The organism is Planococcus massiliensis (assembly GCF_000821325.1).
Lineage (GTDB): Bacteria > Bacillota > Bacilli > Bacillales_A > Planococcaceae > Planococcus > Planococcus ruber.
In genome coordinates this window covers 547,903-560,471 of record NZ_CCXS01000001.1, presented here as the reverse complement: position 1 = coordinate 560,471, position 12,569 = coordinate 547,903, and the positions used below count along the sequence as shown (strand labels likewise).

Below are 12,569 nucleotides of genomic sequence, written 5' to 3'. Positions count from 1 at the left end.
ACATAGAACAGTTGTTATATAAATAATAGAACAGTATATAAAATAAATCAATACAAAAAAGCTGTGAATTTTTCATTCACAGCTTTCTTAAATTTTTATATGGTAGACAAAATCCAAGCGCTGCAAGGCTTTTATCACTTCCATTTCTTTTTTTAGCTGCCCCTCGCTAAAGATGAAGGTGTAGCCTGAAACTTTTCTGTCGCTGTAGGCTTCAAGCGATTCAATTTGAAAATCCAGAATGGAAAGTCCATTTTCTTCAAAGGACTCGCTGATTTGTTTAAACGAGTTCTCCCGGTCTTCCGCTATGACCAGCATTTCTTTTTGCCGATGAAACGAAAAATATTTTTTCTCCAGCTTCTCAAGAACGTACAAGGTGATCAATACGATGAGGGTTGCCAATAGCGCCACGTAATACATGCCAATCCCCGTGACCAACCCAACACCAGCCGCCACCCAGATAGAAGCGGCCGTTGTCAAACCTCTGACAGATCCCCGCTGGACAATAATGGTGCCGGCTCCTAAAAAACCGATGCCGCTGATGACATAGGAAGGAATGCGGGAAGGATCGTAGCGGATGTTCTCGTCATCGTTCTGGATAAAAAGGTCAAAGCCCGTTACGGACAAAATCATCATCAGACAGGAACCGGTTCCAACGAGCAGATGGGTCCGCAACCCCGCCGGCTGTTGTTTGGATTCCCGTTCTACGCCAATTATTCCGCTCAAAAAAGCCGACAGCAGCAGCCGCCCAGCAATTACAGCATAGTCATGGGGCAGAAAGTCCATTTTCCTCCTCCTCGGCTTGTCATTCTAACTCCTTTCTTTTTGTTTACCCGCAAAACCCGGATAACATCGCGTTCAGGCGAATAAAAGGGCTGAAAAAAAGCGCTTGAATGGATTTCAAGCGTTTTTTCTTTACCATTTCATGGCCATCAGTTTATTGATCAGGATTTCCTGATATTCGGGAGCGATGTTCCAGCCCGCAATCTCCGATTTGAGATTTTGGCGATTCCCGAACCCTTTGACAAAACCGTTCAAACGGGCAGCAAACGTTGAATCGACCAGCAGTCCATTCTCCGGATACAAAGGCGCTAACTGCACCATCGCTTTCGGATAGCGCTTCAAATAATATTTCTGGTGCCGTTCTTCGGCCAATGTGAAATCGGTGAAAGGAGCAATATCGGTTTCAATTGCCTCGCCTATTTCCTGCTCCATTTGCCGCTTCACTTTTTCGATTGTTTGTTCTTGCTCTGTGTTGTGAAAGCGAATGAGGGAAATATATTGCCGTCTTTTGTATTGATCACGGTTTGGATAGTGGTTCTGCCAAAAGTGCAGAAGGATCTCTTCGTAAGTGAGAATTGCCGGATCAAAGTCGACTTCCACCGTTTCAGTGTGGTCGCCCATTTCCCGATAGCTTGGGTTCAAAGAAGTTCCGCCAGAAAATCCTACACGCGTCCGGATGACTCCAGGAAGGCTTCCAAAGCGGGCTTCCGGCCCCCAAAAGCAGCCCATTCCAAAGGTAGCCGTTTCCATCTTTTCTGCCGTTGCCGCCAATCCTTGTTCGATAAGTCGAATCGTTAATTCTTCGGCCATTTCTCTACCTCCTTAATGGCTTTCATTAGAACATAATGCTGTCGAATTGAAAAGTTTGGATGTATTTTACAAAAAAGATTTTAATAATTACAGTATTATCTGATAATTTCATGATAAAATGGAATAAATTTAAAAAAATTTAGGAGGAAAATATGAAAATTAAACAGAAAATGATGGCGGGAATGGTCGCTTTTACCATGTTCTTTAGCGGCGCCGCATTTACAGCGCCGTCCGCTGATGCCGCTTCCCCGTATTCATCTCTTCAAAGTTCTGCCGCATCTGTTTTGAATGACAGCCGATTAAAAGGGGTTACCCATAGCGTCACGGTCCAGAATGCGACAACAGGTGAAGTCGTATTTGAAAAGAATCCGAACCAATTGGTCACACCCGCTTCCACATTGAAAACACTGACGGCTGCTGCCGCTCTCGAGACGCTCGGTGAAAACCATCGCTTCACGACACAAGTGCTGACGAACGGTTCTGTCGCCAAAGGCACATTATACGGCAACCTTTACTTACAGGGACAAGGCGATCCCACCTTGCTGAAAAAAGATTTTGATGCCTTTGCTTCTATATTATCGAAACGCGGAGTCCAGCGCCTATCCGGTCATTTGATCGGCGACGATACTTGGTACGACGCTGACCGCTTGTCTCCAGGAATTTCAAAAGAAGACGAATCCTATTACTACGCTGCCCAAATTTCCGCCTTGAGCTTAGCGCCGAATACAGATTACGATACCGGATCCGTCATCGTGCATGCAAAAGCCTCCAGCCAAGGAAAACCGGCGAAGGTCACTTTGACTCCTGCCACAAACGTGGTTCAAATCATCAACAAGTCCAAAACGGTCGCGAAAGGTTCCCGCAACACGTTAAAGATCGAACGCCAATACGGCACCAAAAAAGTCATCATTACCGGCAATGCCCCGATTGGCAATGACGGCACGAAAGAGTGGATCGCCGTTTCCAATCCGACCGCTTATGCACTAGACGTCTTCAAGAAATCGCTTTCGGAAAAAGGAATTCGTTTTGTTGCCACTTCTAAAACGGTTTCAGGCAAAACGCCAGCGAATGCACGTGTTTTATTGACCAAAAACTCAATGCCCTTGAAGCAACTGATGGTTCCGTTTTTAAAACTCAGCAATAATACCCACGCCGAAGTCTTGGCAAAAGAAATGGGCAAACAGGTTTACGGAGACGGCAGCTGGGATTCAGGCCTGAAAGTAATGCGCGACTACGGCGCTTCCATTGGATTGGATATGAGCAAATGGAAATTCGAAGATGCTTCTGGCATGTCTCATGCCAATAAAACCACTTCAAAAGAATTAAGCAAATTGCTGATCCATGTCCGGTCTGAACCTTGGTATAAGAGTTACTTGAATGGCCTTCCGGTCGCCGGAGCGAAAGAACGGTTTGTTGGCGGAACATTGCGCCAGCGGTTGACGACAGGTGCAGCCAAAGGCAATGTCATTGCCAAAACCGGCAGTTTGAATAACGTCAGCGCCCTTTCAGGCTACGTTAAAACAAAAGACGGAGAATGGCTGACTTACTCGATCCTGACCCAAAATACGAAATCCAGCACCGTGCCGGTCATTGACCGACTGGCTTCAACAATCGCCAATTCAAAGAAAACCAAGTAGCCTATTAGAAAATTCCACTGCTTTTCATTAAAATAAGAATAGAAAGTATATTGCTGCTATTCGTTTTTCTGAATCGAACTCCCCTTTTGGAAAGTGAGTGAGTGCTATGGAAAAAAGCCGCAAAGAAGAGATTCAATCTTATTTCCGTGAATTGGACAGAAGCTTCTTTATGGATATTCATAAAGAAGCGGCCCATTTGGACGAAGCGGTCCCTATTGGATATGAGCAGACCATCTCACAGCCTTCACTTGTACTGGAAATGACACTGGCCCTGGATCTCCAAAAAGATTCTTCCGTTCTTGAAATCGGAACCGGATCCGGATTCCAGACGGCGCTGCTTGCCGAGTTTTCAAAAACGGTTTATACGGTCGAACGGATTAAAGAATTGCACACACGCGCAAAAGAACGGCTCCAAAAAGCCGGTTTTCAGAACATCCATTTCAAACTGGATGACGGCAGTATGGGCTGGAAAGAAAAAGCGCCTTTTGACCGGATCATGGTCACCGCTGCCGTTTCTGAACTGCCGAAAGAATTAGTCGATCAATTGGGGCCTGGCGGAAAAATGGTGATCCCAATCGGCAGCACCCTGGTCCAGAAATTAAAGCTTATTGAAAAGAACGACAAAGGAAAATTGACCACCACCACTTTAAATTACGTTCGGTTCGTTCCGCTAATAGGAAAATATGAATAAGAAAAGGCTGTATCTGCTGTTTCCCGGGGAAACGGCAGGCACAGCCTTTTTCATATCCATCTCCGTTTTTGCAAATCAGAAAATGAGATTATTAGGTGATTAATCTTCTTTTACCTGAAAACCTTCAAGCTGGATTCTTTTTACAATCTGGTCTTCTCCAACCTGCATTTCATCGTAAGTGATTTTCACTTCGCCTTCTTCGGTATCAACGAGCGCTCTTTCGATTTCTTCCATATTCATCAACACCGATTCAAGTGCTTGAATCGGATTTTCTGCTGTCGCTTCTTTTACGTAGATAGTCATCGTTGCCAATATCCATCATCCTTTCGCGGAATGCCTTTCTTTTCCTTTACCCGAAATTCTGATTTGGCAAAACTATTTAAAACTCCATTTTCAGCTTGCCTTCTTCCAGCACTAACCGCGCACTGAATTTCTTGCCATTTTTTGAAACGAACCCTTTGATGACAGGCGTTTTTCCTTTCGTGCACAAATACTCAATCTGTTTAGCTGTCAGCCGCTTCTTCGCGAAAATGGCAGGAAATGATTGCTTGCAGCCATTGTCGTATTCCGTACAATTAAAGGATCCTCTTCGAAAAACAATTTTTCCTTTTTTGCATCTTGGGCAAACCGCAATTTCGTCTTTGCCTTCCAAAGCCGGCATTTTTTCCGGCAAGCCATTCGTTTCCATTTGGTTCGGCACTTCATCCAGCAATTTCTGGATAAACTTCGCGATGGTTGCTAAAAACACCTCGGCAGAGCCTTCCCCTTTGCCGATTTTCTTTAAATACGTTTCCCATTTTGCGGTCATCGAAGGGCTTGAAAGCAGATTCCCTTCGATCGATTGGCACAGGATGCGGCCTTTATCGGTAATGGAGACGATATTCTTTTTCACTTGAATGTATTCATGCCGCTTAATGGTCTCGATAATGCCGCTTCGCGTAGCCTCTGTTCCAAGCCCTTCGATTTCTTTCAGGATTTCGGTGTCTTCTGCATCTTCCACCAGTTTCCCGCACGTTTTCATCATGGCGATCAATTGCCCTTCTGTATAGGGCTTAGGCGGTGTTGTCATGCCTTCTTTAATATCCACTTTCGCTTTTACCGGCTCCTGCTCCCGAAGTTCCGGCAAGGACGGCTCCGCTTTTGCTTCTTTCGCCGGCGGAAACAGCTCTTTCCAGCCTTGCTCCAAATCGGTTTTTCCCGTTGTAAAGAAATCGAGGCCTTTAACATCGGTCGTTACTTTCGTTTCTGCATAGCGGTAATCACGGTGGAACATCGCAAGCGAAGTCCGCAGCACTTCTTCGTATAAATTGCGCTCGTCTTTGGCGAGCCCTTCCAGTTTCCTCGCGGTCGGAATCGATTTTGTCGGGATGATGGCATAGTGTTCCTGTACTTTTGCACTGTCGACAAAGCGCTTTTTCGGCGTCCGCGAAGCTACAGGAAATTCTGCACCAATCAGCTTTTGGTACGCTTCCACTTGATTCGCCAAATAACTGAATTCAGCAGGCGTGATGTGCTGGGCATCCGTACGCGGATAGCTGACCAATTTCTTTTCATATAAGCCTTGCATAACCGACAATACTTTAGCAGGGCTGTATTTCCATTTCCGGTTCGCTGCTGCCTGCAAGGTGGACAAAGAATGCAAAAGCGGCGGCTGAATCCGTTTTTCCGTGGTTTTCAGCTGCTTTACAACCCCGTCTTCCGTTCCGCCAATTTGATGCTTCAACAGCAGGGCTTCCGCTTCCTGCCGCTCTTTTGCTTTAATCTTTGCTTTCCCTTTATACTTTCCTTTTTCCGCTTTGAAGATCCCTTCAATTTCATAGAAAGGTTCCGGCACAAACGCTTCGATTTCTTTTTCGCGCTGGTAAATGAGGAACACGGTCGGCGTTTGCACCCGGCCGATTGCGAACACCTCGCGGATGCCTTTTTCCTGGAGCAAGAGCGAATACAGGCGGGAGCCGTTCATGCCGACCAGCCAGTCGCTGATCTGCCGGGCCTTCGCTTCCTGGTACAGCAAAAGATCCTGCCGGTTGTCCCGGAGCTGCTGGAATCCTTTCCGTACTTCATCGACTTCAAGCGAATTGATCCATAGACGGCGGATCGTCTTTCCTTTCGCGCCAGTATGGTAATAAATGCTGTAGAAAATATTCGAGCCTTCCCGGTCCACGTCACAGGCGTTGATAACGGTATCCGTTTGCTGGATCAGCTTTTTGATCACTCCGAATTGCTGGGCTTTTCCTCTCGCTATTTGAAATTGATAGCGCTCAGGCAAAATCGGCAAGGCAGCAAGAGACCATCTATTCCATTTCGGATCATAGGCTTTCGGCTCTTTCAACTCCACCAGATGGCCAATTCCCCAAGTGATGTAAGCCCCTTCCGGAAAAATCGGATCGGGCGCCACTTCCATATAGCCGTCGCGTTTTGTCGTCTTAAACGCTTCAGCATAGGCTTTTGCCTGGCTCGGCTTTTCGGCTACGATAACTGGTTTCATCTATTTCGTCCTTTCACTTCGTTGTTCTTTATTCTTATTGTACTCCTTCAAGTAAATAAACAAAGTAAAAGCTGATGCTCCACCTATTGTTTTTATGAAAATAGCTGTACAATATAAAAAAGCTTGAAGGAGTCGATGAGTTTGGAGAATAAGTCCGCATTGATTGCCGGCGCCAGTGGCCTGGTAGGGCATGAGTTGTTGCATTTTCTGCTTGAAAGCTCTAACTATGAATCCGTAAAAATTCTGGTCCGAAAATATATAGATGTCCAGCATCCGAAGCTTGAACAAGTCCTGGTCGATTTCAATCGCCTCGGAAATTATGAAGAACACCTGAATGTAAATGATGTGTATTGCTGCCTAGGAACCACCATAAAAAAGGCCGGCTCGCAGGAAGCCTTTCGAAAAGTCGATTATGAATACCCGATGAAATTGGCGGAACTCGCCAAACAGCATCGCGTAAATAATTTTCTCATCGTCTCTGCACTTGGCGCAAACGCTGAGTCCAAAGTATTCTACAGCCGCACAAAAGGCCAATTGGAAATGGATTTAAAAAACTTGCAGCTGCCGGCGCTTCATATCTTCCAGCCCTCGCTGCTGCTCGGCGACCGCAAGGAATTCCGTCTCGGCGAAAAGCTGGCCAGCCTTTTAAGCCCTATTTACAGCCCGCTCATGGTCGGCAAACTGAAAAAATACAAACCGGTCCGGGCCCGTAGAGTGGCGTATGCCATGTATGTCATCGGCCAAACCGATCTGGCTGGCCCTTTCACTTATCCTTCCGACCAGATCCACGAAATCAGAAATCAGAGCTTAATGAAGTAGGAAAGCGGTAGTGCAAATCCAATGTCCATACTTTCTGATCAATAAAAGCCGGCAGAAAGCAATGCTTCCTGCCGGCTTTTGAATTTCATTGAGTTGCCAGAACGATTGTAGGCTGCAATTCGATTTCTACATTGCCTTTGAGCGCCCGGCTGATCATGCAAGAGGCTTCTGCTTTTTCAGCGAGCTTGTTAGCTAATGCTACGTCTTTTTCAGAAGCATCCTGCTTCAATACGAGATGGGGGCGATGAATAATGCGTTCATAGGTGAAGACGCCATTCGTCACATCCACAATCCCCTCCGCTTCCATCGTCAAGGATTCTTTTTCAAGTTTGCTGCGTTCCATCATAGCTGCCAACGTAATAATGTAGCAAGTTGCGGCTGCACCGAGAAGCATTTCATCCGGATTTGTCCCAATTCCCGGGCCATCCATCTCCGGTGGAATCGAAATTTTTGTTTTTAGATTTCCTGCTTCGATTTCTCCCGAATCATTTCGGAGTCCTGGCCAATTCGCTGTTAAATGAAAACTGTGTTTCGCCATATCCCATCTCTCCTTTGTTAAAATCCCTCAATCAAAAAAATTCTCTAGCTCTTCCAGCCGGGGCAACGCAGTCAAAGCGCCTGGCTTTGTCGTGCAAATGGCGCCGAGTTTATTGCCGAAATGAGCGCATGCCATGACTTCTTCACGCGTAGCAGGCAAGCCGTTCAAATGGATATGGCGCAGAATCCCCGCCATAAACGCATCTCCCGCTCCGGTTGTATCGACCGGTTTTACCGGCACCACCGGAACGTGGAGAATCTCTCCTTCAAAGACGGCATAGGTTCCGTTCTCGCCATCCGTTACGAAAATCAACGGAATTTGGAACTCAGCAAGACGTTCAATGCCTTCTTCCCATGTAGCAGTTTCCATCAAGAAAATGGCCTCTTCTTTAGCAAGCTTCAGCACATCCACAGATGGCAGAAAACCTTTTACCGTTTCCCGGCATTGTTCTTCGCTTTCCCAGCGAAGCGGACGGATGTTGACATCGAATGAAAAAATCGCCCCATGTTTTTTGGCCATGTTCATCGCTTCCAACGTGGTCGACAACGCATCCGGATGGAACGTCGTACCGGAACAAATGTGAAAGACACTCGCCTTTTCAAAAGCTTCTTCCTGCAAGTCGGCTTTCATCACTTGAAGATCCGGCGTGTCATTTTCATATTTGGCGAATATGCGGTCGAACTCGGGCGTTAAATGCACGTAAACTCCACTGACCCGCTTTTCGGGCATTAATACTGAATACGCTAAATTGACTCCTTCCCTTTCCAATTCCTCTCGGACAAACGCCGAAGTTTCATCGTCCCCTGAAATGGTGATGAAGGCCGAAGGGATCCCCAGACGGCTGACACCGGCAGCTACATTGACGGTCGCGCCCCCCAAATGCCGATTAAAAGAATTGTTCTCGATCGTCTGTGCAATATAATCAACAAAAGCATCCCCATAAACGAGGACGTGCTTCGTATTTTCCATGCAGCTGTGCCTCCTGATAACTGCGGCTCTTTCCAGCCGCTTCCCATAAAAAGATTTTTTCCGATATACTGGATGAAATGCCAGTACAGGATGTGCATGTACAAATATGCACCTCTCTATTATTTCAAGCATAGCTGCCAGATAGCAAGCAAAAGGAGCGATTTTATGAATTTCCAAATTCGACAGGCGAGACCAGGCGACAGCGAAGCCGTTGCTCCGCTCATCGTCAATGCCATCGGTGAAATTGCCGATCATATGACTGCGGAAAATGAACCCGAAAAAATTTTACAGAAACTTCGAGCTATGGTCGAAGGTGAACACACACGGCATAGCCATCGATTCACTTATGTAGCGGAAGTGGACGAGGCGATTGCCGGGATTTTGGTCCTTTATCACGGGAAAGAAGCGGAAGCTTTAGATCGCTATTTGATTGAACAGCTTAAGCAGGAAGGCCACGCACGCACCATCGAGCCGGAAGCTCACTTGGACGAGTGGTATATTGATACCGTCTCCGTCGATCCCGCTTTTCAAGGACAGCGAATCGGCAGCCGCCTATTCGAATACGCCGAAACGATTGTCGCAGAAAATGGCGGGGGCAAACTTGCTCTCAATGTCGATCTCCAAAAAGAAGGAGCGATCCGCTTGTACCATCGCCTCGGTTTTGCCATCACAGAACCATGGACCATAATCGGCGAACCTTTCCACCATATGGTGAAAACCATTTAAGCGGTATAACCAAAGCTGCCGATTGAAGATCGATATGAAAAAGCCGACATTATACTAAATTTGGAAAAATTATTTTTTCTAAGTAAATATATGTTATATTAATGTTATTTAATTTGATTGAAAAGTTAAACTTTTTACAGGACTCAGTATTTCAGAAACGAAGAGCTGCCGGAAAGTTAATGATTCGGGAAAAGGAGGACATTGATGTGGCCATTTTGTTGATTGCGCTATTATCCATTGCCGTATGGTATGCTGCCCTTCAGGAATTTTTAAAGCCTGAAAGAAAGCAGAGCAGCCGAAAGATCATGACCTTGACTTCCACAGGAACTTTGCTGACAGTCGTTCTTACGATTTCATTTTTCCAAGACTTGGCGATTTTTTAATTGAACATGCATGACAAAGAGCCGCCCCTTCACAAGGCGGCTCTTTGTTTGATCATTTATACTTTTCATAAAGAGGCACACGGCGGTCTTCGAATACCGGAATCCGCTTTCTGACCTCTTCAACTTCCGCCAAATCAATCTCAGCATAGCCAATGCCTTCCTGCATCGCCATATCCAAACGGATTTCTCCCCACGGGGCAATGATGAGCGTACTGCCGCCGAATTCATTTTTCGGATCTTTCCCGATGCGATTGACTGCGACGATAAAGCATTGGTTTTCAATTGCCCTTGCTTGCAGTAAAATCCGCCAATGGTCGATTCGCGCAAGCGGCCATTCTGCTGGCACAAAGATCACTTTCGCTCCGTTGAGTGCAAGAGCCCGGATCCATTCAGGAAAACGGATGTCGTAGCAAATGACGCCGCCGCACGTTGTATCTTCTAAAGAGAAAAGGCCGAGCGCCTCTCCCTCTTCTAAATGGATGTGCTCATCCATCAATCCGAAGCGATGGGCTTTATCGTATTCAGCGACCAATTCTCCTGACTTATCCGCCACATACATCGTGTTGTAAAATCCTCGTTCTTTTTGAGTCGAAACAGAACCCCCGACAATATTCACTCCATGCTTTTCGGCAAACTCCGTCAGGAACCTTTCTGTCCGCCTTGTGCCATCGGCCAGCGCATCAAGCTTTGTAAGCGCATAGCCGGTGTTCCACATTTCCGGCAGCACAATTGTATCCGCTCCGTTCGCCGCTGCTTCTTCCAGATACCCCTCGACTTTCTGGAAATTCGCTTCAGGATCGCCAAAAGCAATATCCATTTGAATACAAGCAAGCTTCATATCGTTCCCCTCCAGTAGACAATTTATCTTCAACTCTATAAGATTTGGAGTAGATGTGCAATTATTTAGAAAATAAGGAGGGTTCGCCCATGGAATTTTCAAACAGGCTGCAGCAATTGCCTCAGCAATTCTTTTCAAAACTCGCAGCACAGACCAGCCTCGCCATTGCAGAAGGCCGCGATGTCATTAATTTAGGGCAGGGAAACCCAGACCAGCCGACACCTCCCCATATTATCCAAGCCATGCAGGAAGCAGTGGCAGATCCCAAAAACCATAAGTACGCCCCTTTCCGCGGCATCCATGAACTGCGCCAGGCAGCGGCCGATTTCTACAAACGCGAATACGATGTCGACATCGACTCCGACCTGGAAGTCGCGATTCTTGGCGGCACGAAAATCGGGCTGGTTGAATTGCCGCTTGCCTTTTTAAATCCGGATGAGCTGATGCTGCTTCCAGATCCAGGCTACCCCGATTATCTGTCCGGTGTGCCTTTAGCCGAGGCACGTTTTGAAACAATGCCGTTAACGGCTGAAAATCGCTACTTGCCTGACTTCAAAGCTATTCCTGATTCCGTAACCGAACGGGCGAAGCTGATGTATTTGAATTACCCGAACAATCCCACCGGAGCAGTCGCGGACCGGGCTTTTTTCGATGAAACGGTGGAGTTCGCAAAAGCGCACCAGATTGCCGTCGTCCACGATTTCGCCTATGCGGCAATCGGATTCAATGGCGTCAAGCCTCCAAGTTTTTTGCAGTCCAAAGGAGCAAAAGACGTCGGAGTGGAAATGTACACCTTGTCCAAAACGTATAATATGGCCGGATGGCGCATCGGTTTTGCGGTCGGCAATTCCAAAATCATTGAAGCGCTCAATCTTATCCAGGACCATTTCTTCGCCGGCCAATCGCCTGCCCTTCAGCTCGCTGCAGCAGAAGCGCTTACCGGCGACCAGCAATGTGTAGCGGATCTGCTTGAGACTTATGAAAGCCGGCGGTCTGTACTGGAACGGGAATGCACCCGCATCGGCTGGAAAATAACAGCGCCGAAAGGTTCTTTTTTCGCCTGGCTTCCAGTCCCGGATGGATTTACCAGCGTTCAATTTGCAGATCATTTATTGGCGCACGCCGATATTTCGGTAGCGGCTGGGAGCGGTTTCGGTGCAAGCGGCGAAGGGTATATCCGCGTTGGTTTGCTGGTTGAAGAAAGCCGGATCGTCGAAGCTGTCCAACGGATCGAAAAGCTGAACCTGTTTTAATCAATAGATGCTAAAAGGCCCCGGATGGATCCATCCGGGGCCTTCCATTATTTCAATAAACCAAAATGCTTGAACGGGGAAATTCGGAGCTTCGCTTCGCCAATCACGGCATCTTCCATTATAAAACCAATGGTGCGCGAATCTACACTGTTCAGCCGGTTATCGCCAAGCACAAAATAACAGCCTGTCGGCACGAGGTACTCCCCAAAATCAGCCGTCAGAAATGGGAACCCATGCTGCTTTGCCCACTCCCGATTTTCTTCCAGATACGGCTCTTCCACCGCTTCACCATTCAAATACAATTGATCGCCGCGCATCTCTACCCGGTCTCCCGGAAGCCCAATCACGCGTTTAATCAAGTTTTTGTCGTCAGAAGCTTGAAAGACAATTAAATCGAAATTTTCGATTCCGCTTATTTTAGTCAAAATGACTTTGTCGTCTTCTTCAAATGTCGGCATCATGGAATGGCCATGGACCGAAACCGGTTCGAATAAAAACTCGCGGGACGCCAGAACAATCAGCGCCGTCAAAAAAATGACTTTCATCCATGCAATCAATGTCTCTACTGAATAGGGCACCACTGGAATCCCTCCTCAAAAGTGATGGTAATTTCATCTTACTACAGACGTTTCCGCGA

14 protein-coding genes are annotated in these 12,569 nt (G+C 46.9%); 6 read left to right on the top strand and 8 right to left on the bottom strand.

Features of this window, described 5'->3' with window-relative positions; genetic code table 11:
- Positions 1-87: 87 nt before the first annotated feature.
- Positions 88-783 (bottom strand): MgtC/SapB family protein, encoded by a 696-nt coding sequence (locus BN1080_RS02795; protein ID WP_052650349.1) that lies wholly within the window; start codon positions 781-783, stop codon positions 88-90.
- A 129-nt stretch (positions 784-912) separates the two neighbouring features.
- Entirely contained in the window at positions 913-1,590 is a 678-nt protein-coding gene (locus BN1080_RS02790; RefSeq protein ID WP_052650346.1) for a peptide-methionine (S)-S-oxide reductase MsrA, read from the bottom strand.
- A gap of 152 nt (positions 1,591-1,742) precedes the next feature.
- On the opposite strand from BN1080_RS02790, the gene dacB reads away from it, so the two are divergent.
- Entirely contained in the window at positions 1,743-3,227 is a 1,485-nt protein-coding gene (gene dacB, locus BN1080_RS02785) for a D-alanyl-D-alanine carboxypeptidase/D-alanyl-D-alanine endopeptidase (RefSeq protein WP_052650345.1), read from the top strand.
- A gap of 106 nt (positions 3,228-3,333) precedes the next feature.
- On the top strand, positions 3,334-3,918 hold the full coding sequence (locus BN1080_RS02780; RefSeq protein ID WP_110925554.1) for a protein-L-isoaspartate(D-aspartate) O-methyltransferase: 585 nt from the start codon (positions 3,334-3,336) through the stop codon (positions 3,916-3,918).
- A 99-nt stretch (positions 3,919-4,017) separates the two neighbouring features.
- Here the strand turns inward: BN1080_RS02780 and BN1080_RS02775 are convergent, their stop codons facing one another.
- Both BN1080_RS02775 and BN1080_RS02770 read right to left on the bottom strand, forming a co-directional pair.
- Positions 4,018-4,221 (bottom strand): heavy-metal-associated domain-containing protein, encoded by a 204-nt coding sequence (locus tag BN1080_RS02775; RefSeq protein ID WP_052654353.1) that lies wholly within the window; start codon positions 4,219-4,221, stop codon positions 4,018-4,020.
- 76 nt (positions 4,222-4,297) lie between these two features.
- A complete protein-coding gene (locus tag BN1080_RS02770; protein ID WP_052650343.1) occupies positions 4,298-6,406 on the bottom strand; it encodes a type IA DNA topoisomerase in 2,109 nt (702 codons plus the stop codon).
- A 141-nt stretch (positions 6,407-6,547) separates the two neighbouring features.
- Here BN1080_RS02770 and BN1080_RS02765 point away from each other — a divergent pair, with 141 nt between their 5' ends.
- Positions 6,548-7,225: an oxidoreductase gene (locus tag BN1080_RS02765; RefSeq protein WP_110925552.1), complete on the top strand. Its 678-nt coding sequence runs from the start codon at positions 6,548-6,550 to the stop codon at positions 7,223-7,225.
- An 85-nt stretch (positions 7,226-7,310) separates the two neighbouring features.
- On the opposite strand, the gene BN1080_RS02760 is transcribed toward BN1080_RS02765, so the two are convergent.
- Together BN1080_RS02760 and BN1080_RS02755 are read right to left on the bottom strand one after the other, a co-directional pair.
- Positions 7,311-7,763, bottom strand: a complete 453-nt coding sequence (locus BN1080_RS02760) for an OsmC family protein (protein ID WP_052650339.1) — start codon at positions 7,761-7,763, stop codon at positions 7,311-7,313.
- Between the two features lie 27 nt (positions 7,764-7,790).
- Positions 7,791-8,732 carry a carbohydrate kinase family protein gene (locus tag BN1080_RS02755; RefSeq protein WP_052650337.1) on the bottom strand — a complete coding sequence of 314 codons (942 nt, stop codon included), beginning with the start codon at positions 8,730-8,732 and terminating at the stop codon, positions 7,791-7,793.
- A gap of 165 nt (positions 8,733-8,897) precedes the next feature.
- Here BN1080_RS02755 and BN1080_RS02750 point away from each other — a divergent pair, with 165 nt between their 5' ends.
- Together BN1080_RS02750 and BN1080_RS17145 are read left to right on the top strand one after the other, a co-directional pair.
- Entirely contained in the window at positions 8,898-9,458 is a 561-nt protein-coding gene (locus BN1080_RS02750) for a GNAT family N-acetyltransferase (protein WP_052650335.1), read from the top strand.
- Positions 9,459-9,664: 206 nt separating this feature from the next.
- Entirely contained in the window at positions 9,665-9,841 is a 177-nt protein-coding gene (locus BN1080_RS17145) for a hypothetical protein (RefSeq protein ID WP_199876578.1), read from the top strand.
- A 52-nt stretch (positions 9,842-9,893) separates the two neighbouring features.
- Here BN1080_RS17145 and BN1080_RS02745 read toward each other — a convergent pair whose 3' ends face one another.
- On the bottom strand, positions 9,894-10,679 hold the full coding sequence (locus BN1080_RS02745; RefSeq protein ID WP_052650333.1) for a carbon-nitrogen family hydrolase: 786 nt from the start codon (positions 10,677-10,679) through the stop codon (positions 9,894-9,896).
- A gap of 89 nt (positions 10,680-10,768) precedes the next feature.
- Here BN1080_RS02745 and BN1080_RS02740 point away from each other — a divergent pair, with 89 nt between their 5' ends.
- Positions 10,769-11,932, top strand: a complete 1,164-nt coding sequence (locus BN1080_RS02740) for a pyridoxal phosphate-dependent aminotransferase (protein ID WP_052650331.1) — start codon at positions 10,769-10,771, stop codon at positions 11,930-11,932.
- 47 nt (positions 11,933-11,979) lie between these two features.
- On the opposite strand, the gene lepB is transcribed toward BN1080_RS02740, so the two are convergent.
- A complete protein-coding gene (lepB, locus tag BN1080_RS02735; protein ID WP_234398917.1) occupies positions 11,980-12,513 on the bottom strand; it encodes a signal peptidase I in 534 nt (177 codons plus the stop codon).
- Positions 12,514-12,569 lie beyond the last annotated feature (56 nt).

Bases quoted from the DNA above. Each gene is read 5' to 3' on its own strand.
- BN1080_RS02775 (WP_052654353.1), bottom strand. From the start codon at position 4,221: ATGACTATCTACGTAAAAGAAGCGACAGCAGAAAATCCGATTCAAGCA.
- BN1080_RS02740 (WP_052650331.1), top strand. From the start codon at position 10,769: ATGGAATTTTCAAACAGGCTGCAGCAATTGCCTCAGCAATTCTTTTCA.
- BN1080_RS02795 (WP_052650349.1), bottom strand. From the start codon at position 783: ATGGACTTTCTGCCCCATGACTATGCTGTAATTGCTGGGCGGCTGCTG.
- BN1080_RS02770 (WP_052650343.1), bottom strand. From the start codon at position 6,406: ATGAAACCAGTTATCGTAGCCGAAAAGCCGAGCCAGGCAAAAGCCTAT.
- dacB (WP_052650345.1), top strand. From the start codon at position 1,743: ATGAAAATTAAACAGAAAATGATGGCGGGAATGGTCGCTTTTACCATG.
- BN1080_RS02750 (WP_052650335.1), top strand. From the start codon at position 8,898: ATGAATTTCCAAATTCGACAGGCGAGACCAGGCGACAGCGAAGCCGTT.
- BN1080_RS02790 (WP_052650346.1), bottom strand. From the start codon at position 1,590: ATGGCCGAAGAATTAACGATTCGACTTATCGAACAAGGATTGGCGGCA.
- BN1080_RS02745 (WP_052650333.1), bottom strand. From the start codon at position 10,679: ATGAAGCTTGCTTGTATTCAAATGGATATTGCTTTTGGCGATCCTGAA.
- BN1080_RS02760 (WP_052650339.1), bottom strand. From the start codon at position 7,763: ATGGCGAAACACAGTTTTCATTTAACAGCGAATTGGCCAGGACTCCGA.
- BN1080_RS02755 (WP_052650337.1), bottom strand. From the start codon at position 8,732: ATGGAAAATACGAAGCACGTCCTCGTTTATGGGGATGCTTTTGTTGAT.
- BN1080_RS02780 (WP_110925554.1), top strand. From the start codon at position 3,334: ATGGAAAAAAGCCGCAAAGAAGAGATTCAATCTTATTTCCGTGAATTG.